The organism is Hymenobacter mucosus, from assembly GCF_900188255.1.
Taxonomy (GTDB): domain Bacteria; phylum Bacteroidota; class Bacteroidia; order Cytophagales; family Hymenobacteraceae; genus Hymenobacter; species Hymenobacter mucosus.
This window is the reverse complement of sequence record NZ_FZNS01000001.1, coordinates 519,602-544,598: the sequence shown is the minus strand read 5'-3', so window position 1 is coordinate 544,598 and position 24,997 is coordinate 519,602. Positions and strand designations below refer to the sequence as shown.

The following is a 24,997-nucleotide window of genomic DNA, read 5'->3' as shown; positions in this document are numbered from 1 at the left end:
GTGAGCCGCTAGCTGAGGAACCCTTGGCTTGCCCGCGTTGGGCAACGGGCTGGTACCACCATCAGGTAGTGACGCGAGAAATGTAGCCAAGTAGGTGCCGGTTGCGTTATAGGAGGGGTGGGCCCCAGACTGTGTGCATTCCCTACAGCCGCTTACCTTTGTTGCCCGCCCTTTTGCAGTTCTGCATGTCGCAACGCGTACTCGTATTTTTCACGGCTCTACTGGTTTTCACAGCGCTAGGATCCTACGTGTACTACCGCCGCACCGTAGCGCGAGTGCCCGTAGACCCCTGGGCCCTGGTGCCCGACGATGCTGTGCTGGTAGCCGTCACGCGCGACCACCCTACCCTGGTACGGCACCTAAAGGAAACCCAGCTCTGGGATAACCTCACGGCGGTACGATACTTCCAGCAGGTAGAAGACAACTTGGCTTTGGCAGATAGCTTGGCGGGCGGCCGGAACGTGGTACTTCGGTTTTTAGGTCGCAAACAAGTGCTTACCTCCCTGCACGTAACCGGGCCCGGCCGCTTCGACGTGTTGTTTCAGGTACCCATCAGCAGTGTGCGACAGTACCGGCAAATACGCGGCTTGCTGGAAGCTTTCGAGCGTGACCCCCGCTACTTAGTAACCACCCGCGACTACCACGACCAGCAGCTTACGCGGGTGCGGGTGCGCCAGACGGGGGAGGGCCTGACGGTGATGAACTACCGCAACCATTTGCTGCTGAGCGCCAGCCCCAAGCTGGTAGAAGATGTAGCCCGCCGCCTAGAGCATCCTGAGCAGCCGACAGTAATTGCGCAGTTTCAAAGCACTGATTTCTTTCGCCTTAAGGACGTAGATGCCACCGTACTGCTGAACCAGCAGCGACTACCTCAGTTCCTGGGGGTCTTCTTCCGGGCTGAGCTGGGTGCCGATCTTACGGAAGCCGCTGGCTTGGCTAGCAAGGAGATGGTGCAGATGAAGCTGGCCGGCAACAAAATCGTGCTGAATGGCTTTGCCAACCCCGAGCCAGCCCGGGGTAGCCTGCATCAGCGCCTGCGCGGGCAACCAAGCCAGCGCTTACACATGGCTGAGGTATTGCCCTTACGCACAGCCCTGTTGGTGCACTTAGGCCTAGGGCAGGCCACTGCCTTGCGCGCAAACCGTCCTGCAGTGGCCCCTACCGACTTAATAGGGGCCCTTACGGGAGGCCTCATCGACAGTATCGCCGTGCAACTGCGCCAGGAAGTGGCCTTATGTTATCTAGCTACTCCCACCGCGCGGGTGCGGCCCGGCAAGCTAGCCGTAGCATGGTGCGCCGACCCTACGCGCGTAGGAATACTGCTGGGGAAGCTGCGCCGTGCCACCGGCGCCAGCCCGTCCTTCGAGAAAGTAGGTCCCTACCAGCTACACCAGACCGGCACGCCCGAACTGCCTCAGCGCCTGCTCGGGTCGTTGTTTGAGGGCTTCCCGCAGCCGGTGGTAGCCCAAGTGGGCAACTACGTGGTGTTCGGGGCCGATGTGAATGCTCTTCGGCAGTACCTTTTGGATGTAGCCGCTGGGGAGGTATGGAGCCGGTCGCCTACGCAGGTAGCCTTCCTGCAAGATACCCAGCCCCTGGCCCGGCTCAGCGTACTTCTGGATACTCGCAATGCCTGGAACCTCCTGCTGCGAGGCTTGCAGGAAGAGCGCCGTGCGGGTTTGCTGCGCAACGAAACCCTATTTAAACGCTTTCCGCAGGTTGCCCTGCAATGGGTGCCCGCTACCAACGAGAGTGAAGCAGGCGCGCAGTATTTCACTCATTTGGTGCTGCGCCATCCGGCCGTGGGCCCTGCCATTGCTAGCCCCCAAACTCCCAATAGCACAGGTGGGGTGCTTGCTTTCAAAACCCCACTGCTAGGAGCTCCCACCTTAGTGCCTGTGAGTGGCACGCGCCTCCCGGGCGTATTAGTGCAGGATACCGCCTTCGTACTGCACTACGTGACACCCGACAATGCTGTGGCCTGGTCTGATACATTACCGGGGCCAGTGGTTGGCGCGCCCTACCGGCTGCCCGGCGGCACTGGCTACCTAGTGGCCACCAACAATCAGGTGTTTGGCTACACCGGGCAAGGCCAGCGCCGTCCTAACTTCCCACTCAACCTGCCGGATACGGTGCTGGCAACCTCTTTCACGGTGTCGCCGGTGGAGGGCCGGCAGGCGACGCGCTTGCTAATAGCTGGGGGCAGCGGCAATTTGTTTCTTTACGATACTCAGGGCCGCAGCTACCCCGGCTGGCAGCCCCGGCAGCTAGAGTTTCGGCTGGCCGCACCGCCGCATTACCTCAGCGTGGGCGGGCGCGATGTGATTGTGGTGCTGCTGGAAAATGGCTACGTGTATGCGTATGACCAAGCCGGCGGCGTATACCCGGGCTTCCCCATCAGCATGGGCGCGCGCCTACAAGGCGGGGGCCTCGCAGAAACGGGCCCCACGCTACGCCGGAGTCGGGTTACGGTAGTAACCCAGCATGGCGAGCGGGTGACCTTCAACTTGAGTGGCGACGTAGTAGCCCGCAACCGGGTAGGAACGTGGAGCCGGACCAGCACTTTCCGCCTCGTTCCCGACCAGCAAAACCGCTCATACGTAGTAGCCCGGGAAGATGGTGGGCGCCTCACTCTGTTTAGCCCAGCGGGCAAGCAGTTGCTGGCCCAAACCTTCGTGACGTCGGCCCCCAAGCCGGTGCAGTTTTTCGATTTTGGGTCGGGGCGGCAGGTATACGTACTCACTGAAACGGGCCCCGGCAAATCCTACCTCTACGATGCCAGTTTCCGCCTGGTAGGAGGGCAGCCCTTTGACAACACGGCGCCTTCTGTTGGCCTCGGGTACGATGCCTCGGCTGCTACGTACTACTTATTCCGAGTGGTAGGGGCCGATTTGCGCCGTACTGATCTTAAGCTGAACTGATTACTTCTAGCGTAAGCAAGGTGTAAGCCAAAGACAGCAAGGGCGTCCTACCGTTTTATCATCTGTTTTTCCACTACACCCCCACAAAAGACCGCCATTCCGGAGAATGACAAAGCCTTTTGTGGGGGTACGACGATGGGTAGAGTGCTTGGGCCTTACCGATTAGTAAGCCAGCCTTTACGGTAGAAGTACACGAGCTGGAAAACAACAATAAGGAATAAGATGAGCAGCAATACCGGGTAACCCCACGGACTGTATAGCTCCGGCATGTTAAGGTAGTTGATGCGCCCATCGGGCCCCTCACGCTGGAAGTTCATGCCGTACAAGCCTACCACAAAGCTCAGGGGAATGAAAATGCTACTAATAATGGTCAGCACTTTCATTACTTCATTCATGCGGTTGCTTTGGTTCGACATGTACAGGTCCACGAGGCTGCTCACCGTTTCGCGGTAGGTTTCGGCTAAGTCGAGGGCTTGAATTGCGTGGTCGTAGCAGTCCTTGAAGTAGGCCTTAATGTCCTCTGGTACTACTTCTTCTGGCATACGCAGAATTTCGGAAATCTTCTCCCGCTCAGGGTACACTAGGCGTCGAAAGCGGATGATGTCCTTCTTAATGTGCAGGATGCGGTTAAGAAGTCGTCGGTCGGAGCGGCCGGTGAGGATACGGTCTTCCAGCGTCTCAATATAGTCGCCGATGGCCGCCATAGTCGGGTAGTAGTGGTCCAAGACTACGTCGGTGAGGGCGTAGGCTAAGTACAGCGGGGTACGCCGCCGGATGGTGCTGCGGGTGGAAAGCAGGCGCATGCGCACGGCATTCAGGCAGTCCTCGTAGTCATCCTGAAAAGAGAGGACGTAGTTCGGGCCAGTGAAGATGGACAGCTGATCGTCGTCGATGTCCAGCATGTTCGTGAACTCCGTCATGCGGGATACCAAAAACAAGCCGTGGTCGGTTTCTTCCACCTTCGCGCGCTGGTAGTCGTTGAGCACGTCCTCCATCATCAGCGGATGAATCTTAAAGTCATCCTGAATGCGCTGCATCAAGCCCAGGTCGCCGTACCCCCGCACATCAATCCAGTGCTTGTGGTCGGGGTGCTCCTGCACAAAAGCAAACAGGGCACCATAGTCGTGATACTCCCGATCCGCAATGATTTGGTCGTTGTAAGAAATCAGAAACAGGCGCGGTTTCAGCGCATTCTCGCGCACAATGAGCGTGCCCGGCCGGGAGCCCACGGCCTGTTCGTGCGCTTGGCGGGTAGCGGCGCGGTCGGCCAGGTTCGGATGTGTCTGCGTCAATTCGTCTTCGGCCAGGTTCGGATGCGCAGGGGGAGAAGTCGGCTCAGAAGTAGGGGAGTGCATGCAAGGGCGAGCAGAGGTAATACGTGTAATGTACGAGTGTTGGCTTCCAAAACGTTGTGGAGTTATGCCGGCGGGTTGTTAGCCACCCCTCCACATGAGTGCTTGCCAGAAGAGTTGCAAACGTAAGCAGTCAGTGGCGTAACGAGCGTACCAGCGCAATATATAGCATCTCATTGTGGGGATGGGAAGCGCGCTAGTTTATGCTAAAGCGTAAGCCGAATGGCGCTTTTCCTCGTACTTTCGTCCTCTGCCCGTTGCACCTACTCCATTTTCCATTGGATACTGCCGCTTCTACTCCCGCCTTGCTGCCCTTGCCCTTAGAAGAGGGTCATTACGCGGTGCGGTGCTGCGTGGGTAGCCCAGTAGAACCCGTGTTGCCGACAGCCTTTAGCTCTTTTCTCTACCTCACGCCCGCCCACCTAGCCCTACAGCCAGCTCCCGGCGAGCGGCTCACGTTTTACCTGGAGGACCAACGCCTAGGGCGCACCGTAGCCCAGCTTCACGTGTTTTTGGATGCTGCTGGGCACCAGGCACGTAGTCCTTGGCAAGCACCCTTTGGTAGCGCACAACTAGCGCCGGGTTTGTCTGCTACCGTGGTAGATGCTTTCATTGCACTAGTGGACGAGCAGATGAGCCGGCGCGGGGTGCAGCAGGTGCAAGTACGCAACTACCCCTGTTGCTACGATGAGGCGGGCAGCGCCCTGCTTACGCAGGCTTTCACGCAGCGGGGCTACCATATTGCAACCGCCGAGCTTAATAACCACCTGCCCCTACACCAGGATTTTCGGGCCCACTTGCACCCTTCGGAGCGGCGGCGCCTACGGAAGTGCGAGCAGCACGGCTTCCGTTTTGAGCAGGAAACGCCGCTGCTGCTACCCTTGGCCTACGAGTTCCTGGCTCGTTGCCGCCGGGAGAAAGGCCAGACCTTGTCGTTGTCGCTAGAGCGCCTGCAGGAGCTGTTTCGATTGTTTCCACAGCACTACTTTCTTTTCTCGGTGCGGGATGCCGACGGCGAGTGGGCCGCTCTGACGGTAGCCCTCCAAGTAAATGATGGAGTGCTATATAACTTTTACCCCGCTAGTCCGCTGGCATATAATAGCTTCAGCCCGGTAGTACTGCTCAACGCCGGTCTGCACGCCTTTGGTCAAGCTAGCGGCATGCGCTTGCTCGATTTGGGCACCTCTATGCTGCCGGAGGGCCCCAACTACTCCTTGCTGCAGTTTAAGCGCCACTTGGGTGGTGTGCTAAGCCTGAAGCTGACGTTTGAGAAGTAGTAAACTAGCACTGGGTGCTGCCCATTCATTCCCATCAGCTTTTCCTGGCTACAGTTCTCCTAATGCTGCCTGCTAACCCCGATACGCCTGCCACCCAGCCCGAAACCCGTGCTGCTGTGCTCGGGCGTTTCCTGCGCGGGTCGGTGGGCTCGGGAGTGGCCGTGCTGGCCCGCGCCGGTGGCGCTCTGGTACTCAACAAACTGCTGGCCGTATACGGCGGGCCAGGGGGACTTACGCTGCTGGCCCACTTCCAAAACCTGATGTCTCTGTTTACCACCCTGCCCAACGACGGAGTGCACGTGGGCCTGGTGAAATACTTAGCCCCGTTGCGGCCCGGCTCGGGTCGTTACCGGGGGTGGCTCGGGGCCGGGGTGGTACTCAACGGGGCTGCTCTTGGGCTGGGCATGCTGGTTTTATTGGTTGCGCCGGCTCCGTTAGTGGGCGTGTTCCAGGTAGGCATTGGCTGGATGGCGCTGTTTGGGTTGGGGCTAGGGCTATTAACGGGGCATGCCTTCCTAATTTCGATGCTGCTGGCGGCCGGGCAGCTTCAGGCCTACGTGGGACTCACCGTACTGCTCAGCCTGCTAGGGCCAACCGCAGTAGGGGCCGTACTCCTGCTCGACGGTTCGGTGCCGACAGCGCTGCTGGCCTACCTATTGGCTCAAGGCCTGACGCTGGCACCCACCGTGGTGGTAGCGCGCCGGGTAGGTCTGCTGCCTCAGCTGCGTGGGCGTATTAGCCGCCAAGCTGTGCGTACGCTGGGGCGCTTTCTACTGATGGCCTTGAGCGTGCTGCTGTTTGGGAAAAGTGTGGATTTCAGTTTGCGCGAAATACTGATCCGACAGGTTGGACTCGGGCAAACCGACCTTTGGCAGGCCGTAGCCAAACTCTCCGACAACTATACCATGGTGTTTTCGGCCGTGATGAGCAGCGTGTACTATCCGCGCCTGGCTGCCCTGAGTGCCGACCCCGCGCGGCAGCGTCTGCTGGTGCGCACAGTGCTGCTAGGATTGGCCGGCTTGCTGGCATTCGGGTTTGGGCTGCTGTGGTTGCTACGCGGCTGGCTGTTGCCCTTGCTCTTCGACCAGCATTTTGCCACGGCTGGCTTCCTTCTGGCCCCCCAACTGATTGGCGACTGGGCTAAGTTTCTTACCTGGATGCTACTGTTTCTACTGATGGTGCAGGCCCGGGTAGGACATTACGTAGCTGTGCAGGCCGGCTCGGCGGTACTTTATGCAGCGTTGTTGGCTGGGTTGCTGCCGCGTTACGGACTGCTGGGAGCTTCATTGGCGCATGCTGCCCGCTTTGGGCTGATGCTACTAGGCAGTGTAGTCTATTTTCGGACCTATCTACGCCGCTGATCCATGGCTAATGCTTCCGCTAGTTCCTGCTCTTCTCCGGCCGCTGGCCTGCCTTTAGTAAGTATTGTAGCCACCTGCCACAACCATGCACCCTTTCTGCGCCACGCCCTCAACTCCATCTTGGCTCAAACCTATCCGCAGGTAGAAGTCATTCTTATCGACAACGGTAGTACCGATTGTAGCCCCAATATCTTACAAGAGTATGCGGCGCAGCAGCCTCACTGGCAGCTTCATCTACTACCCGAGAATATTGGCTTATGTCGTGCCTTCAACTTAGGCTACCGGCAGTCGGCGGGCGAATATTTGGTGGATTTCGCCACTGATGATGTGCTGCTACCCTCACGCCTGACCCAGCAGGTGGCGCTATTTCAACAGTTGCCTGCGCACTATGGAGTACTGTACTCCGATGCCGAACTAATTGACGAGCAGGGAAGCCACTTGCGCTTTCACATTCGGCGCGAAGGGAACAGGTTGCACCCACAGCCAGCATCGGGAGAGGTGTTTGCTGAAGTGTTGCGGCGCTATTTTATCAGCACGCCTACCATGCTCATGCGCCGCGCTACCCTCGATGCCTTGGGCGGCTACGATGAAACGCTGTACTACGAGGACTTTGATTTCTGGGTGCGGGCCGCGCGCGACTGGCATTTCCAGTTCCTCGACGCCGTAACCACGCAGAAGCGTAAGCACCCGCAGGCCATGTCGCGCACCGCCTATCGTCCCGGCGACCCGCACCTGGACTCTACCTTAGCTACCTGCCGTAAAGCCTTGGCACTGTGTCGAACTGCTGCTGAGTGCGAGGCCCTGGCCGTGCGCCTGCGCTGGGAGATGCGCCAGTGCGTACGCCACGGTAACCATCAGCACGCCGTACAGTTGGCGGATCTGTTATCTCAAACCCGCCATCTTTCTGCTCTTGATCAGCTACTGGCACGTTGGAGCCGTTGGCGGTGCAGTTGAAAAGACTATCAGTTCTTCGCTACTGACCTTTTACTTTACTCGGTATAGTTCCACGGCCCCGTCGTGGGCAACGAGTTGGCGCTGCGGAAACGGAGCCAGTACCTGCTCGGCGGAGTAAGAGATGATGCTTGGAACTAAATCGTCGTTGCGTAGAGTGGCACGATTAAGCAAAAGCCACGCAGGGCGGGCAGGAGTTGCCTTCACTGTATCGTAGGAGTTGTAGGGGAGGAACTGCAGGCCGTGGGGTACAGCAAAGCCGTAAGAAAAATCGAAGTTGCGCACTAAGAAATCATCGACGAATACTATACCGCCTGCCGCGCCGCGCAGTTCCCGCTGCAGGAGCCGGTGCTGAGCTGTATACTCTGAGCGGCTGGGCTTGGTCATGAAGTATGCAGGGCGTAAGGCTAAGCTCAGTCCTAGCACCAGCAACATGCCTCGAGCGAAGACTTGGGAGCCGGGCTGACACCAGTTGCCCTGACGCTCAGTTCCTGGGGTAAGTCCGGCCACCAAGGCTAGAAACAGCCCCGGCACCGCATACGCAATAGATAGACTGTTGTGAAGCCACGCTGCTGCCGCCAGGAACCCCACTGCTAGCCACTGGCCGCCGCGGCCCGTGCGCCAATACTGCTCCAACCCGAAGCCTGCCGCCAAGCACAAAGGCGGCAGCAATGGCGTTAGCATACGAGGTAGCAAGGAATTGGGGTTGTAATAGGTGAGGGAAGTGCTGCCCAGCCAGTAGAATGCCAGAGAGCTACCCGCCAGGGCTAACCAGAAGCGCATTTCTGGGTCCGTGGGGCGCCGCCACTGTACTACAGCCCGCCCGGCTAGCAACATCACCGTGCCTAGGCCTGTGCTTACTAGCAATGCCAGTGGCTGCCAGGTAATGCGAGCCAGCAAATCGGTGCGGCCCAGAGCGTAGCTGTGGTACTTGCGGGCTTCGTTGGTGTGCTCTACTACGTGAAAAGGATACAGGGCATCATCGGCAACCCAGGAATAATATCCTAGGTAGGCAACCAGTACTACGGCCCCCGTTGCCACGGCTGCCCCCCAAAAACGGCCGTGGTGGCGACACCTTACGTCACGGGCTAAAACCACCAGGTAAAAAGGCAAGTAGTACACAATGGTTTCCTTGCTGAGCAGGCCCGCAAAGTTTGCCAAAGCAAAGCCCCCGCCCCAGGCTGCGGCCTTGGCTGGTTTGCTCCGCCGCCCCAGTAAGAGGGCAGTGGCGCTAGCCATTGCAAAAAACAGCTGCACATTATCGGGGTAGAGGTAGTTGGTGAGGTTGAGGGTGAAGTAGTGCAGCCCGAGTAGCAGCATTGAGGCGCTGGCAGCTACCGGCGCCCGGTGGCGGTAAGCCGCGTATATCAGCCCTACGCTGCCTAGTGTGCCCAGCAGGGGCCAGAGAGTAGTGCTGAAGATATTGACGCCGAATAGCTTGTAACACAACGCCACGGGCCCAAACACCAGCCAGCGGTTATGCAGGGGGGTGTGGTCGGGGTGAGTTGGGGGCGGGGCGGGTACAAACGTACCCGTGGCTAGCTGATGGGCGTAGCGGGCGTAGGTATAATCATCGTAGTCGTAGATGCCTTCGTGCGTGAGAAAGAAATACGCAACTGTAAAGAGGCCGACGATGAGCAGCGTAACCGTGGGCAGGGATAGTCGGCGCAAGTGGATGGCAGCGGGCAAAGCAGGAGAAGAAACGGACTGGAAAGGTAACCACGGACCCACCAACTAGCACGCCGCTGGCAAAAGGTGCTTGGCCTGTATCTTCCCAAAACAGCGCTTTTGGCTACCTTGCATCTTTCTTCCAGCCCTACCTTGCATGATGAAAGCCCGCATAAACGAGCGTGAAATTCACTACCAGATTGACGGCGAGGTACAGATGCCCGACGACCGGGTACTACTAGCCAGTAGCCTTGACCTGACTGCGGGCACAGCCTGGGCCGACACTGGTTATGTGGTAGCTCCTTTTCTGGCAGTTCCCGAGCAGGAAAGGCTGCGAGCAGGTCTGGAAGAACTGGTGCGCGAGGCCGTGCGTGCCACCGGCTTGCCAGTACCCGCCCATGCGCCCATGACGGCCTACCATCACCTTATCGGCGACGACCAGGCCCGGCACTTAGCCGTGGTGCAGCAGCTTAAAGAAATTCAGCAGGTGCGCCTGCCCGTACCAGTCTCGGCAGTAGAGGCCCGCGTGGCGCAGCTGTGTGGCCGACCGGTGCAGGCCCACAACCCGTTTGAGGAGCTAGAGGTATTTCACTTGCGCTTGGTACGCCCGGGCCGATCCGACAATAACCCACTGCATCGTGACGTATGGCTGCCTGATTATGATGACTGCATCAATATATATGTGCCCGTATGTGGCAGCACGCCGCAATCTTCGCTGAGCTTGGTGCCGGGAAGCCACTGGTGGCCCGAAAGCCGCACCGGCCGCACCCAGGGCGGTGCTGTATACAATGGGGCCACCTACACAGTACCTGGTGTGACTAGTTCACCCACCGAACTGCAGCTTATTCGCCCGAACCCAGGCGCCGAGCAGGTGCTTTTGTTTTCGCCCTACTTGCTCCACGGCGGGGCCGTCAACCTCAACCCCGACGAAACTCGCATCTCCCTGGAAATGCGTTTTTGGCAGAAATAAGCACCAGCTATTGTGAGCTAGTGGAAATAAGAGTGATGGGCTGTTTGTAAGGCAATACTCTACTGCGAGGCGAGCTTTACTTGGTACAGTTCTACTTGGCCATCATGGGCCAGCAGGTGCCGCCGAGGGTACCAGCTTAGTACTGAATCGGGGGAGTAGCGAATAAGCTTGCGGGTTAGCTCATCGTTGCTTAAAGTGCTGCGGTTGAGTAGCAGCCATGCGCGCTGCCCGGGAGCTAAGCGCACGGAGTCGCGGGCCCAGTAGCGGCGGTACTGCAAGCCAGCAGGCACACGGTAGCCATAGTAAAAGTCGTAGTTGCCAATTAGGTAGTCATCCACAAATACCACTCCCCGCGCCGGCGCTTGGAGTTGCCGCCGAATAACGCGCTCCTGGGCAAAGTGGGCCGATACGGAGGGCTTGGTCATAAAATAAGTGGGCCGCAGGGCCAGGCTGCCGGCTAGCACTACCAGCGTGCAGCCTACTAAAGCAGGGGCGCCTAGTTGCAGCCAAGCGGGCCGCCGTTGCCACCGCAGAGCCAGGGCTAAACCCACGAAGCAGAGTCCCAATCCACCGTAGAGCACCGACAAGCTGTTGTGCAGCCACCCACCGCCCGCCAGGAGTAGCAGGCCCACCAGGCCCAGTCCGCGCCCCGTTTGTAGTAGCTGGCGAAGGCCAAACCCCGCCGCCAGGGCCAGTGGTGGGAGCAAGGGCGTGGTCATACGGGGCAGTAGGGTGATGGGGTTATACTGACTGATAGACGTGCTACCTAACCAGTAAAATGCTAGCGCGCTAAAACCCAGTCCCAGCCAAAACTGCCGGTCTGGCTCACTAGGTACGTTGTCGGGAAACAAGGCTCGACCGGCTAGTACAAGTAGTGGGCCTAGCCCAATACCTAGAAAGAACGTGAAAGGCTGCCAGGTCAGGCGCGCTAGCAGGGCGCTGTGGTTGCCCTCTAGGTAGTTGCCCTCCTTGAGGAAATTGTTGGTATTCTCAATCAGGTGAATGCGGTAGAATGCGTCATTCGTGAATATCTGATAGAAAGCTAGGTAGCCAGCCAACAAAGCGGTTCCACTACCAACAGCTGCTAGCCAGAACCTCCCATTTTTGCGCCGGTAGGCATCGCATCCCAGCACGGCGAGGTAGAAGGGTACGTAATAAGTAATGGTTTCTTTGCTGAGGAGAGCGGCAAAGCTCAACACTGCAAACCCCACGCCCCAGGCGACACCGTTGCGTGGCCGGTGGCGGCCAGTGAGCAAGGTGGCGGCTCCAGCCAAGCACCAGAACATCAGAATGTTGTCGGGGTAGAGGTAGTTGGTGAGGTTGAGGGTGAAGTAGTGCAGCCCGAGTAGCAGCATGGCCGTGGCCGCTACTAGGGGCTCATCTCGGCGGTATAGCTTCCAGAGAATGCCCGCGCAGCCCAGCGTAGCAAGCAGCGGCCAAAGGGTCGTGCTGATGATATTGATACCGAACAACGCGTAGCACAATGCCACGGGCCCAAAAATCAGGGGGCGCTCTTTCAACGGGTCATGAAGCAAGCCTTCCGGATCGGGGGCTAGCTGAAACGTGCCAGTAAGCACCTGATGAGCATAGCGCGAATAGAAGTAATCATCTAGCGCATACAGCCCTTCGTGGGTTAGTAGAAAATACGCAACTGTAAATACGGCCACAAACAGGAAGGTCCAGTCGGCCAGGCGGGTAGAATAGCGGGTCACGTTGGCAAAGCTACGGGCAGGACCGGCGTCGACGAAATGCAAATTGTGGTCTGGGCAGTCATTCCTATTTCACAAGCCAGCGGAATAGCAACGGGCCATCGAACGGCCAGAGTAATGCGCAAAGTATTCGACTCAGCGAAACGCGTAAGCTTTTCCTGGGGAGTAGAAGCCACTGCTACGTCTGCGCAAGTACTAGAAACAATAACTTGCGGCATGACCTTTTCTGGCCGGGCCCGTCGTTTTATCATGTTGCTCTTGCCGCTGCTATGCTTGGCGGGTAATGGCCTGCTGCTGGGGTGCTACTACGAAACCAACGACGACCTAACGATTGTGGCGTTGCTGCGGGGTGTATCGGCGGCGTCCCCCGTCACCGACTTGCACCTGTACTTTCATGGCTACGCGGCACTCTGGGCCTGGCTCTACACCACGGCGCCCGCAGTGCCGTGGTATGGGCTTACGCTCTATGGCCTGCTGGTAGTTGCTACCGTCCTATTGTTTGCTGTGCTCGATAAGGTGTTGAGTACCAGACTGTCTATGGGCTGGGTGCTGGTGTGCAGCACGCTGTTGTTTGAAGTTGCGTGGCTGGAGCACGGCTTTTGGTTTAGCTACGTGCGCATCCCCGTGCTGCTCGCTGGCGTTGGCTTGCTATATGCCGCGCAACGAGCGCCTGGACGGAAAGCTGCTATTCTGGGGCTGCTGGCCTTCGCACTGGCGTGGTTGATACGACCCAGCGCCGCCGTACTAGCGCTGCTGGTCGTGGCACCTGGTGCCTGGTGGTTAGCGCAGCGACGGGCGGTACCCATCTTGGCCTCAGCGGCAGGCTTTGCAGTGGTAGCAGGGCTGCTTGTTACCTTCACCCGTTCTGATGCCGCCGCTACGTACCGCCGCCTCGATGTGCTGAAGTCAAACCTAAACGACTTCCACCTCACGGCCCCGCCCGCCCGCCCACTATCTGCCCCCGACAGCTTAGGGCTAGCCCTAACGCACCACTGGATGGTAGGCGACTCCACGCTTATCAACGAGGCTTTTTTCAACCGGGCTACCCCCGTTCACTTGCCTTACTTTGTAGAGCACACGGCACTGCCCAAGCTGCGTAACCTGCTACTGCAACTCGGGCGCGACTATTTTCCGTTGTTGCTGCTGCTGGTGGGTACCTGCCTGGTTGCGTGGCGGAGTGGGCAGCCGCGGGGGGTATTTTGGGTAGTACAGCTGGCGTTTGCAATTGTTGTAGTAGGCCTGGGGGTAGGGTTGAAGCTGCCGCCCCGCCTCGCCCTCCCCGTACTGGATTTCTGGGTTCTCGGCAACCTTATCTTCTGCCTGCAGCCCGCCGCCCGCTTTCCGTTGCGGTCGGCACTGCTGTTGTTGGTGCTGCTATTGGTAGCTGCCGTACCTTACGCGTACAAAACCAGCCACCGGCGGGTGGTGCTCAGCGCTGAAAGAAGCCGCAACCATGAGCGGCAGCGCCTACTTTTTGGTAAAGTGCGAGGAGGCATCTTGGTGTCAGATATCGTTGAGGAAACGTATAAATCGGCCTCGCCTTTCCAGGAGCATCTAGTGCCAACTCAGGGCCATTTGTTAGGAATAGCCGGCTGGCCCACCCTCGATCCGTCGCAGCCCGTGCTTCGCCACGCCCTCACGGACACGCGTGACTTTACTACTAGTATGCGCCGTTTGGCAGAGCAACCCCACGTAGCTTGGGTTCTTTCGCCGGAGGGGGCAGCGCTACTTAACCGTCAGCTAGCTCTACGGCGCCAAACTCAGCAGCCCCACGTGCGGTTGCAACGCGCCCCTGAAGTCGGCCCGCAGGCGTATAAAGCTTGGGTAGAAGACGTGAAATAGCTCCTAAGGCCAAAATTTTATAGGGGGGTATTGGGACTTATTTCGCGGAATGCGGGGTAGTGAATACATACATTTGAGCCAGAATTCTCCTTTTTCCCTACTCCGCACCGCCATGATTGCAAGTGTCACCTCCCGTGCAGAAGTTCTCCAGCATATGGAGTCTTTTGTGAAAGAAAACATTGGGACCTTTCTAAAAAGCGTGGAAGGCAGCTGGCAACCATCTGACTTTCTGCCCGATTCCCGTGTCGATACGTTTTTTGATGAGGTGAAAATCCTGCGTGAGCGCGCCAAAGAGCTCAGCTACGATTTGCTGGCCGTCCTCATTGGCGATACGATTACGGAGGAGGCTCTACCCAACTATGAAGCTTGGTTTCACGAACTCGATGACCTGAATCGGGACCGTGACAACGGCTGGGCGCAGTGGATTCGGGGCTGGTCGGCCGAAGAAAACCGCCACGGCGACTTGCTCAACCGGTACCTCTACCTCTCGGGCCGCGTAAACATGCGCGAGTTTGAGGTGAGCACTCAATATCTCATTGCCGACGGTTTTGATCTGGGTACCGCTCACGACCCTTACCGCGCATTCGTGTACACGAGCTACCAGGAAATGGCTACCAACCTCTCGCACCGCCGGGTAGGTACACTGGCCCGGAAAGCCGGGGAAGATCAGCTGTCGAAAATTTGCGGTATGATTGCCGGCGACGAAACCCGCCATGCTCGTGTCTACAAGACGTTCGTTGAGAAAATCTTTGAAGTAGACCCTTCAGAAATGATGTTGGCCTTCGAGGACATGATGCGCAAGAAAATCGTGATGCCCGCTCACTACATGCGTGAGCTAGGCGTAGAGATGGGCAAAACATTTGGCCACTTCACCGATGCCGCCCAGCGCTTGGGAGTATACACCAGCCAAGACTACACCGATATTCTGGAAACGCTGATTAAGGACTGGAAGATCGAGCAGATTACGGGCCTGAACGGCGCCGCCGAAAAAGCCCGCGACTACATTACGGCCTTACCAAACCGCTTGCGCCGCGTAGCCGACCGGATGCCGGTGCCCAAGCTGGAATACAAGTTCAAGTGGATTGAGTAGATAGCTACCAATCCAGGAGGTTATACCAAATAAAAGCCCCCGCACCGTAAGGAGCGGGGGCTTTTGTGTAAGCTACAGCAGTGATATTGGGTAATGGAGTTACTAGTTAGGGCTATCGGTAGAACGGCTCATTACTAGCTTGCCACTAGGATCAAGCGTGTACTCTACGGTACGGTTGCCCGCGGGAGTGGTAGCATTTTCAGCCGGCGTTACGGGGAACGTACGGGTAAGCGTATTGCCGCTGATCTGGTACGTGTCTTGGCCGCTGTAACCAGCACCTGCCGCCCCAGCCGGTGTACCAGGGTTAGTGATGGGGGTGTAGCCCCGCTCGCCAAACTCGTAGGCGTACAGGCCGCCGTTGGTGTTCTTGTTGTCCGTGAAGATATAGAGCTCAGGCTTGCCGTTGCCGTTCAAATCACCAGAGGCTACGTTGGTAACGGCACCCATAATGTCAACCCGTAGTGGGTCGATAGTTTGGGCAGCGCCGCGGTAAGAACGAATGCTAACTATCCGCTGAGGCTGTGAACCAAAGGTCTTAACCGCGAACCGATAGTTGCCTTGCGTTACTTCCCGGTCAAAGCTTACATCTGAAGCCTCGACGGTAGGCGACGACACATTATCGGCGGAAGAAGATTCGCTGGCTACGGGACGCGTAGTGTCGCAGGCAGACAGCGCTGCAATCATGCCGGAAGCAAGCAGGAGACGGTGAAGCTGAGAAGTAAGCATATAGAAAAGGGGAAATTTTAGGAAGGGCCGAGGTAAGACTACACGGGGTTGTACATACTACGAAGTCCCGGGAGAGAGACTAGCTGTAGGTAACGCAAGTAACAGAATTGAGTTGTATTTTTCCTGTTACATATTGATTAATATACCTGAATGGATATTGTAACCCATCTGCGTGCAAAAGATTCCGGAGAAGGCCCTTGGTAGCTCAGGAACGCGTAGTAGTCTTAGTAGCTGGTACTTGCTGAAACCCGCGGGCGCGGGTGGGCAGGGTATATCGAACGGTACGCCGTCCACCCGAAGGGCAGCAGTTGGCATCAGCTGGACGGTACACCGGAAACGAGCGAAGGAGCTCCTTGCCCTCAATACGGAAGGTGTCCTGGCCCTGGTACCCCTGAGCGGCCGGATCGGGTAGCTCAGGCAGTGCGGGCAAGCGGTTCATGCCTTGTTCGGCGTACCAATACCCGTACACCGACCCATAGGAACCACTGCCGGCGCTACGCACAAAAACCAACAGCTCGGGGTTAGTTTGGCCGCTGAGGGAAGCCAGGGCAGCGTCCTGCACTTCTCCATCAAGGGTGTCGCGCAGCGTACCTATTTCCTGCCCGTTTAGCAAAGTGCGCACGGTAAGCAACCGCAGGCTGCCCTCACCAATGGTGCGCACTTGGTATTGAGTGGGCCCCTGGGTGAAGCTGCGGCGGAAGCTGGTGACCGTGTCTACCTGCCCCGACTCGGCGCTGCGTAGTGCCACGGAGGGAGACGATGTTACGATGGTGTCGCGAGTAGTGTCGCAGGCAGCCAGGGCTAGCAGAACAGTAGCTGCAGCCGGAAAGCGGAAAGAAGCGGGTATCATGTAGAAAGAAGCGTATGCGCTAGTATACGCAAATAACCGCTCTGTAGCCGCCTACGGCACAATTTGTACGCCTTTCCAGAAAGCCACGCGGCCTTTGATTTGCTGAGCAGCTTCCTTTGGCTCGGGGTAAAACCACGCGGCATCTTTGTTCAGCTCGCCATTTACGCGCAAGGAGTAGTAGCTGGCGCGGCCTTTCCAGGGGCAGGTGGTACCTGCAATGCTGTCCTCGAAGTATTCGTGCTTAATAGCATCGGCCGGAAAATAGTGGTTGTTTTCTACTACCACGGTATCATTGCTCTCAGCCACGACAGTGTTGTTCCAGATAGCTTTCATTGGGGGAGGTAAGGTTGAGGTTAGAGAATAACAGCCCAGCAGCCAAAAAGTGAAAACAACTTATCTTAGGTAGACAGTCGCACAATTACCGCCGTGGGCCCGGCGGAAAACGAACATTGCCCGGCTGCTCGTTGTTCTGGTAACTCATTCCCCTTGATTTATGTCCGCAGGCTTTCGTTTTCGGGACTTTACGCCCGAGGAGTCGACCGAGAAAGGCTTCGACTCCCTTTTTAAGATATTCATGCAGCTCGTCACCATCACCAGCGGCGACGTGAGTGAGGCTCTTTCGTGGCTAAACGAGCTAGATAAGCAGCACGGCCTTACGGATAATGAGTACGGCATGGGCGACTTCATTGAAGACCTGAAGAAGAAAGGGTATATCGATGAAGACCCGCAGGAGCCGGGTGCATTCAATATCACGGCCAAAAGCGAGCAGAACATTCGCCGCTCGGCGCTGGAAGAAATCTTTGGCAAGCTGAAGAAGTCGGGCCAGGGCAATCACCGCACTCCCCACACCGGCCAGGGCGACGAGCTGAGCACCGACATGCGGGAATTCCGCTTCGGCGACTCCCTGGACCAAATTCAGATGACGGAGTCTATTCGCAACGCCCAGCTCAACCACGGCATGGAGGGCGACAGCTTCATCCTGACGGAGGGAGACCTGGAAGTACGCGAAAATGAACATAAGTCGCAGACCAGCACGGTGCTGATGATCGACATTTCGCACTCCATGATTCTGTACGGCGAGGACCGCATTACGCCGGCCAAAAAAGTTGCCATGGCCCTGTCGGAGCTAGTGAAGCAGAAGTACCCCAAGGACTTCCTCGACGTTATCGTATTTGGTAACGACGCTTGGCAGATTGAGGTTAAAGAGCTGCCTTACCTGCAGGTAGGGCCCTACCATACCAATACGGTGGCTGGTTTGGAACTGGCCTTAGATCTGCTCCGCAAGCGCAAGACGCCCAACAAGCAGATTTTTATGATTACGGATGGTAAGCCTACTTGCTTGAAAGAAGGCAACGGGTATTATAAAAATAGCTTTGGCCTCGACCGCAAAGTTGTCAACAAGACGCTGAACTTAGCGGCAGCGGCCCGCCGGCTTAAGGTGCCCATCACTACCTTCATGATTGCCTCCGACCCGTACTTGCAGCAGTTTGTGGAAGAATTTACGGAAGTAAACCAAGGCAAAGCCTACTACAGCGGTCTGAAAGGACTAGGCCACTTGATCTTCGAGGACTACAAGCGCAACCGCCGCAAGTCGGTGTAGCGCCGGCAGTAGGAAACGATAACTGCATTATAAAAGCCGAGCCGCCAGGGTATAACTACCTTGGTAGCTCGGCTTTTATAATGCCCCGCCCGCGTTCAGGCTGCTTAGTTGGGCGTAAGCGAGTAGTGTTCTAGCAGTACCGTATTGGCCGCTCGTTGGTACCAATCGTTGTACACCAACTCAAGCGCGTCTACCTCAAATAAGCCAATAGGCACGGACCGGTAGTTCTGAAGGGCAGTAACAAGGCCCTCTGGCTGGGGGAGCGGCGCTATGAAGCGAACAACAGTAGAGTGCGCCGTTTGGATAGTGTAGCGCTGGTCTATGGATTGTTGTAAGCCAGAGCTAAGAAAGGCCATCCGAATCTTGCTACGCAGTTTTTCTAGGCTGTCATCTTCCAGAAACCCTTGGACTATGATGCCCCCCGGCGATGCTGTAAGCCCCGTGTAGCGAACGGTAAACGGGCGGGCCTTACGCAGAACGGTGCGCACTAAGTCCTGGTAGGCCGTTGGGTCAGCCTGCGACAGAGTGAACCCGCTGTGACAGGAGATGATGGACAGAATGGTGAGGTGGATGTCAGAAGCAGGGTAGTAGTACTGAGTAGGGTCTAGCTTCTGAAAATCAGCTAAAACGCGCTCAATGGTAGCGAGGATATGCCCCGGCGGACGAGCCAATAACGTAATGCCCCGGCGGGTGTCCTCCCCTGAAGTAAGTAACGGGTCGAGCTCCGCCTTGCCTTGTATGAAATGAGAAAAGGCAGTTGTGCGCATTGCATCATAATGGTCTTGTAGGCTCATGCGGGTAATAAATGAGAGGGACAACAGTAGCCGGCTTACTATTGCCAGCGGCTGAAGCTTGCAGCGTACTTTTAAAGCCTCCTTACTTCATAGCCTTTTTCGCTTTGCGGAAAGATTAGCCGGCCGCAAGTTGTGAACTACGCGCCATATTGAATCAACCGCGTGGGGCAGACAGATACCAAACTGCCCACGCCCGGCATCAACAACCTTAATCTTTCCGGTAGCATACTTTATTTTGCCCGAACCAACCGCCCGGCTTACTAGTTATACTACTAATCCGGCGGCCTGAACCAGACTGCTACTAGCCCGGATACGTAGGCAAGCCGGTAATCCACTCCCCGTATGACTCAACCTGACATCCGCACCCTCGGTGCCCTGAAGCAATCCGGCTATCAGCCTCGCTCCGTGAAGCAGGAGCTGCGCGACAATTTGATTAAGAAGCTTCAAAGCAAAGAAGATGTGTTTCCTGGCATTTATGGCTACGAGGAAACCGTTATTCCAGAATTGCAGCGGGCCATTTTGGCCGGTCACCACATTAACCTACTCGGCTTGCGTGGACAAGCTAAAACGCGCATTGCCCGCTTGCTGGTAAGCCTGCTAGACGAGTACGTGCCCGTGGTAGCTGGCTCGGAGCTGAACGATGACCCTATGCAGCCCCTGTCGGTATTTGCGCGTAACCTCGTGGCCGAGCAGGGTGATGACACTCCCATTACTTGGTTGCACCGCGACGACCGCTACACTGAAAAGCTGGCAACTCCCGACGTGTCGGTGGCCGACTTGATTGGTGATGCTGACCCCATTAAGGCTGCTACCTTGAAGCTGCCGTATTCAGATGAGCGCGTAATTCACTTTGGCTTGATTCCGAGAGCCCACCGGGGCATCTTTGTAATCAACGAGCTACCCGACTTGCAGGCCCGTATTCAGGTATCATTGTTTAACATCCTGCAGGAAGGCGACATCCAGATTCGTGGTTTCAAGGTGCGTTTGCCCCTCGATATCCAGTTCGTCTTCACGGCTAACCCCGAAGACTACACCAACCGTGGTTCCATTGTAACGCCACTGAAGGACCGGATTGACGCTCAGATTATCACGCACTATCCTAAGAGCATTGAAATCGGGAAGCGCATCACCAAACAAGAGGCGCGCATCCGGGAGGAGCAGCGCGGCTTGGTGACAACCAATGAGGTAGTACACGACTTGGTAGAACAAGTGGCTATTGAGGCCCGCGGCTCTGAGTTCGTTGATGCGAAGTCGGGCGTGTCGGCTCGTCTCACTATTTCAGCCTACGAGCAAGTTATTGCTGCTGCTGAGCGCCGAGCTCTCATCAATGGCGAAAAACAGACTTACGTGCGCATTGCTGACTTCTTGGGCGCTGTACCGGCCGTAACGGGCAAGGTGGAGCTAGTGTACGAAGGTGAGCAAGAAGGCGCGGGTATTGTGGCCGAGAAGCTGATGGGCAAGGCTCTGCGCACCCAGTTCCTGAGCTACTTCCCCGACCCCGAGAAAACCAAAAAGCAGCGCGACAAGCCCAATCCATACAAACCCGTACAGGATTGGTTTGGGTCGCGCACCATCGACCTGCTGCACGATGCTTCCGATGACGACTACCGCAAGGTGCTGGACGTAGTGCCTGGTTTGCAGGATTTGGTGAAGCAGAGCGTACCCGGTGAGTTAAGTAAGGACAACATGCACTTCTGGATGGAGTTTGCTTTGCACGGTATGGCCGAGCATAGCCTGATTTCTCGCAACCGCCTCACGGCTGGAGCCCAGTTCAAGGACTTGCTGTCGTCGATGTTCACCATGCCAAACTTTGGCGATGACGACGATGACGACGAGTACCAATCGTCGCGCAAGCGTAAGCGCAAATAAGCACTACGAAGGCTCGACTCACTAACCTAAAACAGCCGCTCCTACCAGGAGCGGCTGTTTTGTTTCCAATTCATATGGCGTTGCTTACTAGTTCTCTACAACAGCAGCACAGCCAGGTATAAGACGATAAGAATACGTGCAGCTAATAATTGGATAAAGTAATACCATGGCCCGTCCGTGTTAGTGGGCCAAACGTCGGTTTATATAGGAGCGTGCGCGAAGGCCTTACAGCCGTTGCACTTCAAGGCGGCTAAGGAAGTGTCTAGCGCCCCGGTGAGGGCGCTACCGGCTTTCTGCTGGCAGAAAGGACAGGCGTGCATATCGCCATCGGTGTCCACGTACAAGAACCGGTCGGCGGCTCCGCTGCAGCCCATGCGCCGCTGGTGGTAACCGTAGTAGTGCACAATGGGCCAATCCAGATAGTCCTTGCTATAGTTAAGCTTTAGGTAGAACTCTTCCAATAGTTCTAGTTCAGCAGCGCCTAGGTCTACCACCTGCCCGGCGTAGTGACCTACGGCCCGGGGCTCCAGTATGTGTATAAACGTGACACCCAGTTGCTTGGCTAAGCGGGCGTAGGCCATAAGATTTTCGGGGGTAGTAAACTCACGGGTGGCGCACACCGTGAGGGCCACTACCAACCCAGCTTCGTGGGCGTACTGCGCAGCGTTTATGGCATGTTGGTACGCGTCTGGCGAGCCCCGGAAGGCATTGTGCTGAGCAGGGTCGTGATGGTCTAGGCTGATGGATACGCCGGTTAGGCCAGCATGCTTGAGTAGCTGCGCATTTTTGCGGGTAAAATGAAAGCCCGAGGTGAACACCCAAAAATCGGTACCGGGCTGGGCGGTGCGTAGCACATCCAGGATATCGTGCACGCGTAGCATGGGCTCTCCGCCGCTAAATAAGATTTGGGTAACGTGGCGGCTCTGAAACTCGGCTACCATGCGGCGTAAGTCGGGCAGGGTGAGCTTTTCGCGTTGGTTGAGCGCATCCCACTCAAAGCAGTGGGCGCAGGCAAGTGGACACTTCTTGGTAATAGCCAGAAACACCATTTGCAAGGAATGGGCGTCGGGCCGGAAGGGTGTTAGGCGGTGTAGGGTAGTAGCTACGTAGCGTGCGTGGGCCACCGAAGGCCAGCCCGGCGTCTGAAACTCGCGGTAATACCGCCCGGCTACGTGCGCCACCTTTTGCACCCGTAAATTGCCATAGTACGCTTGCCGCAGCACCTGCACTTCGGCTCCAGCCTGCCGAATGCGGCTGGGGCTGCGCAAGTAGTGTAAAGTCAGGCCAGTCTCAACGAGCGTTAGGCAGCGGTTGAGTACATCGCGCCGTAGCCCCGATGCTACCATGGTAGGCGACAAGGTAGGCACCGTTACGGGGCCCGATGCTTTGGTGGTAGCCGGTGCAGGATGGTCTAAGTAAGGTAGGTCGGGTAGGATAGTAGCTTGCATAACGTTAGTGAGTAGCGGCTGCTAGGTGTAGCTCCTGATATGACTGGTGGTACTTGTCTTTAGAAAACGTGATAAACCGTCCTGGCTTGCGGAAAGAGTACAGCTCTGGCAGGTTGGGTAGGCCTTCGTAGTTGCGGATGTGCTCGTAGTAGCCACGCGTATGTAGGAAAGCAGTAGTGCCCATGTGGTCTGGCGTAGGCGTGCTGGCCGCACGGTAGCGCAGGGCCACCTCGGTGCCCGGATGGGTTTGGGCGAGGTAGTGGCTATCGGTGGTGGCGAGGGCCGTGCGCTGGTCACGGCCCTGCTCATCGCGGGCGCTGTGCGGCGTCAGCTTCTCGATGTGCACGGGCGCATCGGCGCTGAAATCAACGGCTGCATAGTCTACCTCCCAAAACATGAAGCCCGTTTCCAGCTTCAAGCGAATAGGGCCGGAAGACGTGGTGCCCGGCACCGTGAACGGGACTACTAGGTCGCGCGACGCCAGGGGGCCTACCGTCTGGATTTGCTCGACGAGTTGCCAACCCTGCGTCGTTTCTATGGATACTCGCAACGGAACGCCCTGTTGCTCCGACCACTCCCGTAGCTCCCGCGCTGGTACGTTGTGCTGGGTGCTGGCCCACTGGCCGTAGTACGACCCGAATTTCTTTGTGAACTCGCCGTAGAGGTAATCCAGCCACAAGGAGTTTTGGGCGTGTAGTACCAACTTGCCAGCCCTAGCCTGCGTGGGGTTCGGAAAGGTGAGCACCACGCTGTTGGGAGCAGTGCCAGGCGTTTCGTCGTTGAAGAGTAGCGCGATCTTGTCGCGCGTTGCGAGGTGGGTGGTGTAGTCGGTGCCAGCGTCGGAAGTTGCTTGCACGGCGGCCATTGGGCGCCCAATGGTGTGCATATTACCCTGGCTGTCTATCAACACGGACGTAGCCGCCGGATGATGCACCAACCACAGCTCTGCCACGTTGGTATACTGCCGCTCCCGCAGTTCGTTCGTGATTTTGAGCTGATAGTCCTGCCCCTGGGCCTGCAGGTTGGGTAGGGGCATGTAATCGTCGCGCTCAGCAGGTGCGAAGATGGCACCCCCGTATGCTTCGCCCACAAACTGGTAATTCGCCCCATTGTAAGCATACACGAAAGGACAAGAACTCTTGGTGAGCAGTACGATGATGCCTAGGATAACATAGGCCCCGCCTACAACTCCAGCGCCAACAAGCACATGAGAAAAAATGGTTTTGCCGGTATCCCGCTCTATCACCTCCAAGCGCTGCATGTCCGCTAGCGGAATACTAACCTGGGAGCCCGTGAACGTATGCGAATCAGTAAGGTAGAGATGAACGAGATTCAGGGCCGTATGCTTGTCACGACGCTTGTAGCGCAATCCCTGACCTATAATGGGAGTAGCATACTGGCGCAATTCCAACGTTAGGTCGGCTTTTTGTCCTTGTAGAGCCTCGCCGCTCAACTGCGGATTTTGAAGCTGCCACACGCTATTGCCTTGGTGCACTAGGAATAACTTAGACGAGGCCAAGCTAGCTACCCCAGCGGGGTCAGCTGTTTGCTGCTGGGGCCAGTAGTAATTGCAGCCGGAAGCCAGCACCATGTGGATCACAAGCGTCACCCCACTCAGCAAGGAAGCAGGTAGGCGCCGTCGGAATGCTGCAAGCACTCCTGGGCGCGTAGTACAGGACGTTTCCATACAGAATAGGATAATCTTACGTGTACTAATAGAGGCAGGCGTAGCGCCCTACAGTAGCAGGTGGCTTTGTTGCTCCGAACGTACTTAGCCCCCGTGCCGCAGCAAAACCAACTGCCTTGCTGTCAAGACTTTCTGTATATCTATGTGATTATATATAGTATTGACTACAAACGTATTGCAACAATTTATTCTGACTTTGTAGAAGTGTTTACAGTTCTGAGCTACACCTAAGTGAGGTTGAATAACCAGCTTAAACGCACAAAAGCCCACCGGAAAATCCGGCGGGCTTTTGTAAACTCAGTACTACTAGAAGAGAAGCTAACCTTACGCCTCTTCAGTTACTACAATCTTTTGAATCTCGTCGTTGGCGCGAATCTGGTCGATAACGTCCAGGCCTTCTACCACTTTACCAAATACGGTGTGGTTGCGGTCGAGGTGAGCCGTATTCTGACGGTCGTGCACAATGAAGAACTGCGAGCCCCCCGTGTTGCGGCCAGCATGAGCCATGCTTAGGGCGCCGCGTTCGTGGTACTGATGGTCGCCGCTCAACTCGCAGTCGATTTTGTAGCCGGGGCCGCCAGTGCCAGGAGCACCTTTGGCTCCCTCGCGGGTGTTAGGGCAGCCGCCCTGAATTACGAAGTTTGGAATTACACGGTGAAACTTCAGGCCGTCGTAGAAACCTTTCTTCGCAAGGTCAGTGAAGTTTTTAACAGTGTTCGGAGCGTCCTTTTCGTAGAACTCCACTTTCATTACACCTTTTGCGGTGTGGATTTCGGCAGTTTTCATCGGGGTGAAAAATGGGTGGTACGGGCGAGTATACGGCAAGTGCCGCCCAGCGGGTGCCGCTGGGGGCGCAAAGGTAGCCAAATTACGTCCTGTCCT

19 protein-coding genes are annotated in these 24,997 nt (G+C 56.9%); 9 read left to right on the top strand and 10 right to left on the bottom strand.

Annotation, left to right across the window (positions count from 1 at the left end; genetic code table 11):
• Positions 1–185: 185 nt before the first annotated feature.
• Entirely contained in the window at positions 186–2,921 is a 2,736-nt protein-coding gene (locus CHB83_RS02335) for a PQQ-binding-like beta-propeller repeat protein (protein WP_089331528.1), read from the top strand.
• A 155-nt stretch (positions 2,922–3,076) separates the two neighbouring features.
• Here CHB83_RS02335 and corA read toward each other — a convergent pair whose 3' ends face one another.
• Positions 3,077–4,276 (bottom strand): magnesium/cobalt transporter CorA, encoded by a 1,200-nt coding sequence (gene corA / locus CHB83_RS02330; protein WP_089331527.1) that lies wholly within the window; start codon positions 4,274–4,276, stop codon positions 3,077–3,079.
• Positions 4,277–4,551: 275 nt separating this feature from the next.
• Between corA and CHB83_RS02325 the strand changes: the two genes are divergently transcribed.
• The 3 genes from CHB83_RS02325 to CHB83_RS02315 all read left to right on the top strand — a co-directional run bounded on the left by CHB83_RS02325 (position 4,552) and on the right by CHB83_RS02315 (position 7,865).
• Entirely contained in the window at positions 4,552–5,550 is a 999-nt protein-coding gene (locus tag CHB83_RS02325; RefSeq protein WP_089331526.1) for a GNAT family N-acetyltransferase, read from the top strand.
• Between the two features lie 62 nt (positions 5,551–5,612).
• Positions 5,613–6,911: an MATE family efflux transporter gene (locus CHB83_RS02320; RefSeq protein WP_089331525.1), complete on the top strand. Its 1,299-nt coding sequence runs from the start codon at positions 5,613–5,615 to the stop codon at positions 6,909–6,911.
• Between the two features lie 3 nt (positions 6,912–6,914).
• The gene (locus CHB83_RS02315; RefSeq protein ID WP_089331524.1) at positions 6,915–7,865 is read left to right on the top strand and encodes a glycosyltransferase family 2 protein; all 951 of its coding nucleotides are present in this window, start codon (positions 6,915–6,917) and stop codon (positions 7,863–7,865) included.
• A 30-nt stretch (positions 7,866–7,895) separates the two neighbouring features.
• Here CHB83_RS02315 and CHB83_RS02310 read toward each other — a convergent pair whose 3' ends face one another.
• Entirely contained in the window at positions 7,896–9,551 is a 1,656-nt protein-coding gene (locus CHB83_RS02310; RefSeq protein WP_089331523.1) for an ArnT family glycosyltransferase, read from the bottom strand.
• A gap of 136 nt (positions 9,552–9,687) precedes the next feature.
• Between CHB83_RS02310 and CHB83_RS02305 the strand changes: the two genes are divergently transcribed.
• Positions 9,688–10,500 carry a phytanoyl-CoA dioxygenase family protein gene (locus CHB83_RS02305; protein WP_089331522.1) on the top strand — a complete coding sequence of 271 codons (813 nt, stop codon included), beginning with the start codon at positions 9,688–9,690 and terminating at the stop codon, positions 10,498–10,500.
• A 59-nt stretch (positions 10,501–10,559) separates the two neighbouring features.
• Here CHB83_RS02305 and CHB83_RS02300 read toward each other — a convergent pair whose 3' ends face one another.
• Entirely contained in the window at positions 10,560–12,254 is a 1,695-nt protein-coding gene (locus tag CHB83_RS02300; protein ID WP_089331521.1) for an ArnT family glycosyltransferase, read from the bottom strand.
• Between the two features lie 171 nt (positions 12,255–12,425).
• Between CHB83_RS02300 and CHB83_RS02295 the strand changes: the two genes are divergently transcribed.
• Positions 12,426–14,051 (top strand): hypothetical protein, encoded by a 1,626-nt coding sequence (locus CHB83_RS02295; protein WP_089331520.1) that lies wholly within the window; start codon positions 12,426–12,428, stop codon positions 14,049–14,051.
• A 112-nt stretch (positions 14,052–14,163) separates the two neighbouring features.
• Positions 14,164–15,141: an acyl-ACP desaturase gene (locus CHB83_RS02290; RefSeq protein WP_089331519.1), complete on the top strand. Its 978-nt coding sequence runs from the start codon at positions 14,164–14,166 to the stop codon at positions 15,139–15,141.
• Between the two features lie 102 nt (positions 15,142–15,243).
• On the opposite strand, the gene CHB83_RS02285 is transcribed toward CHB83_RS02290, so the two are convergent.
• From CHB83_RS02285 to CHB83_RS02275, 3 genes are all read right to left on the bottom strand, one after another.
• Positions 15,244–15,867, bottom strand: a complete 624-nt coding sequence (locus CHB83_RS02285; RefSeq protein WP_045687555.1) for a hypothetical protein — start codon at positions 15,865–15,867, stop codon at positions 15,244–15,246.
• 205 nt (positions 15,868–16,072) lie between these two features.
• On the bottom strand, positions 16,073–16,717 hold the full coding sequence (locus CHB83_RS02280) for a PliI family lysozyme inhibitor of I-type lysozyme (protein WP_052695024.1): 645 nt from the start codon (positions 16,715–16,717) through the stop codon (positions 16,073–16,075).
• Positions 16,718–16,768: 51 nt separating this feature from the next.
• Positions 16,769–17,050, bottom strand: a complete 282-nt coding sequence (locus CHB83_RS02275; RefSeq protein WP_045687554.1) for a DUF427 domain-containing protein — start codon at positions 17,048–17,050, stop codon at positions 16,769–16,771.
• Positions 17,051–17,210: 160 nt separating this feature from the next.
• Between CHB83_RS02275 and CHB83_RS02270 the strand changes: the two genes are divergently transcribed.
• Positions 17,211–18,317, top strand: coding sequence for a vWA domain-containing protein (locus CHB83_RS02270; RefSeq protein WP_045687553.1), 1,107 nt, complete (start codon positions 17,211–17,213; stop codon positions 18,315–18,317).
• Between the two features lie 104 nt (positions 18,318–18,421).
• Here the strand turns inward: CHB83_RS02270 and CHB83_RS02265 are convergent, their stop codons facing one another.
• Positions 18,422–19,111: a 2'-5' RNA ligase family protein gene (locus tag CHB83_RS02265; RefSeq protein WP_089331518.1), complete on the bottom strand. Its 690-nt coding sequence runs from the start codon at positions 19,109–19,111 to the stop codon at positions 18,422–18,424.
• A 342-nt stretch (positions 19,112–19,453) separates the two neighbouring features.
• On the opposite strand from CHB83_RS02265, the gene CHB83_RS02260 reads away from it, so the two are divergent.
• The gene (locus CHB83_RS02260) at positions 19,454–20,980 is read left to right on the top strand and encodes a sigma 54-interacting transcriptional regulator (RefSeq protein WP_045687551.1); all 1,527 of its coding nucleotides are present in this window, start codon (positions 19,454–19,456) and stop codon (positions 20,978–20,980) included.
• 200 nt (positions 20,981–21,180) lie between these two features.
• Here the strand turns inward: CHB83_RS02260 and CHB83_RS02255 are convergent, their stop codons facing one another.
• The 3 genes from CHB83_RS02255 to CHB83_RS02245 all read right to left on the bottom strand — a co-directional run bounded on the left by CHB83_RS02255 (position 21,181) and on the right by CHB83_RS02245 (position 24,901).
• Positions 21,181–22,428 carry a radical SAM protein gene (locus tag CHB83_RS02255; protein WP_089331517.1) on the bottom strand — a complete coding sequence of 416 codons (1,248 nt, stop codon included), beginning with the start codon at positions 22,426–22,428 and terminating at the stop codon, positions 21,181–21,183.
• Positions 22,429–22,432: 4 nt separating this feature from the next.
• Positions 22,433–24,115 carry a hypothetical protein gene (locus CHB83_RS02250; protein WP_143436968.1) on the bottom strand — a complete coding sequence of 561 codons (1,683 nt, stop codon included), beginning with the start codon at positions 24,113–24,115 and terminating at the stop codon, positions 22,433–22,435.
• 324 nt (positions 24,116–24,439) lie between these two features.
• A complete protein-coding gene (locus CHB83_RS02245; protein ID WP_055562418.1) occupies positions 24,440–24,901 on the bottom strand; it encodes a peptidylprolyl isomerase in 462 nt (153 codons plus the stop codon).
• Positions 24,902–24,997 lie beyond the last annotated feature (96 nt).

Coding starts and splice junctions, on each gene's coding strand:
- CHB83_RS02335 (WP_089331528.1), top strand. CDS start 186: ATGTCGCAACGCGTACTCGTATTTTTCACGGCTCTACTGGTTTTCACA.
- CHB83_RS02255 (WP_089331517.1), bottom strand. CDS start 22,428: ATGCAAGCTACTATCCTACCCGACCTACCTTACTTAGACCATCCTGCA.
- CHB83_RS02250 (WP_143436968.1), bottom strand. CDS start 24,115: ATGGAAACGTCCTGTACTACGCGCCCAGGAGTGCTTGCAGCATTCCGA.
- CHB83_RS02275 (WP_045687554.1), bottom strand. CDS start 17,050: ATGAAAGCTATCTGGAACAACACTGTCGTGGCTGAGAGCAATGATACC.
- corA (WP_089331527.1), bottom strand. CDS start 4,276: ATGCACTCCCCTACTTCTGAGCCGACTTCTCCCCCTGCGCATCCGAAC.
- CHB83_RS02320 (WP_089331525.1), top strand. CDS start 5,613: ATGCTGCCTGCTAACCCCGATACGCCTGCCACCCAGCCCGAAACCCGT.
- CHB83_RS02295 (WP_089331520.1), top strand. CDS start 12,426: ATGACCTTTTCTGGCCGGGCCCGTCGTTTTATCATGTTGCTCTTGCCG.
- CHB83_RS02305 (WP_089331522.1), top strand. CDS start 9,688: ATGATGAAAGCCCGCATAAACGAGCGTGAAATTCACTACCAGATTGAC.
- CHB83_RS02315 (WP_089331524.1), top strand. CDS start 6,915: ATGGCTAATGCTTCCGCTAGTTCCTGCTCTTCTCCGGCCGCTGGCCTG.
- CHB83_RS02265 (WP_089331518.1), bottom strand. CDS start 19,111: ATGAGCCTACAAGACCATTATGATGCAATGCGCACAACTGCCTTTTCT.
- CHB83_RS02260 (WP_045687551.1), top strand. CDS start 19,454: ATGACTCAACCTGACATCCGCACCCTCGGTGCCCTGAAGCAATCCGGC.
- CHB83_RS02245 (WP_055562418.1), bottom strand. CDS start 24,901: ATGAAAACTGCCGAAATCCACACCGCAAAAGGTGTAATGAAAGTGGAG.
- CHB83_RS02270 (WP_045687553.1), top strand. CDS start 17,211: ATGTCCGCAGGCTTTCGTTTTCGGGACTTTACGCCCGAGGAGTCGACC.
- CHB83_RS02280 (WP_052695024.1), bottom strand. CDS start 16,717: ATGATACCCGCTTCTTTCCGCTTTCCGGCTGCAGCTACTGTTCTGCTA.
- CHB83_RS02285 (WP_045687555.1), bottom strand. CDS start 15,867: ATGCTTACTTCTCAGCTTCACCGTCTCCTGCTTGCTTCCGGCATGATT.
- CHB83_RS02290 (WP_089331519.1), top strand. CDS start 14,164: ATGATTGCAAGTGTCACCTCCCGTGCAGAAGTTCTCCAGCATATGGAG.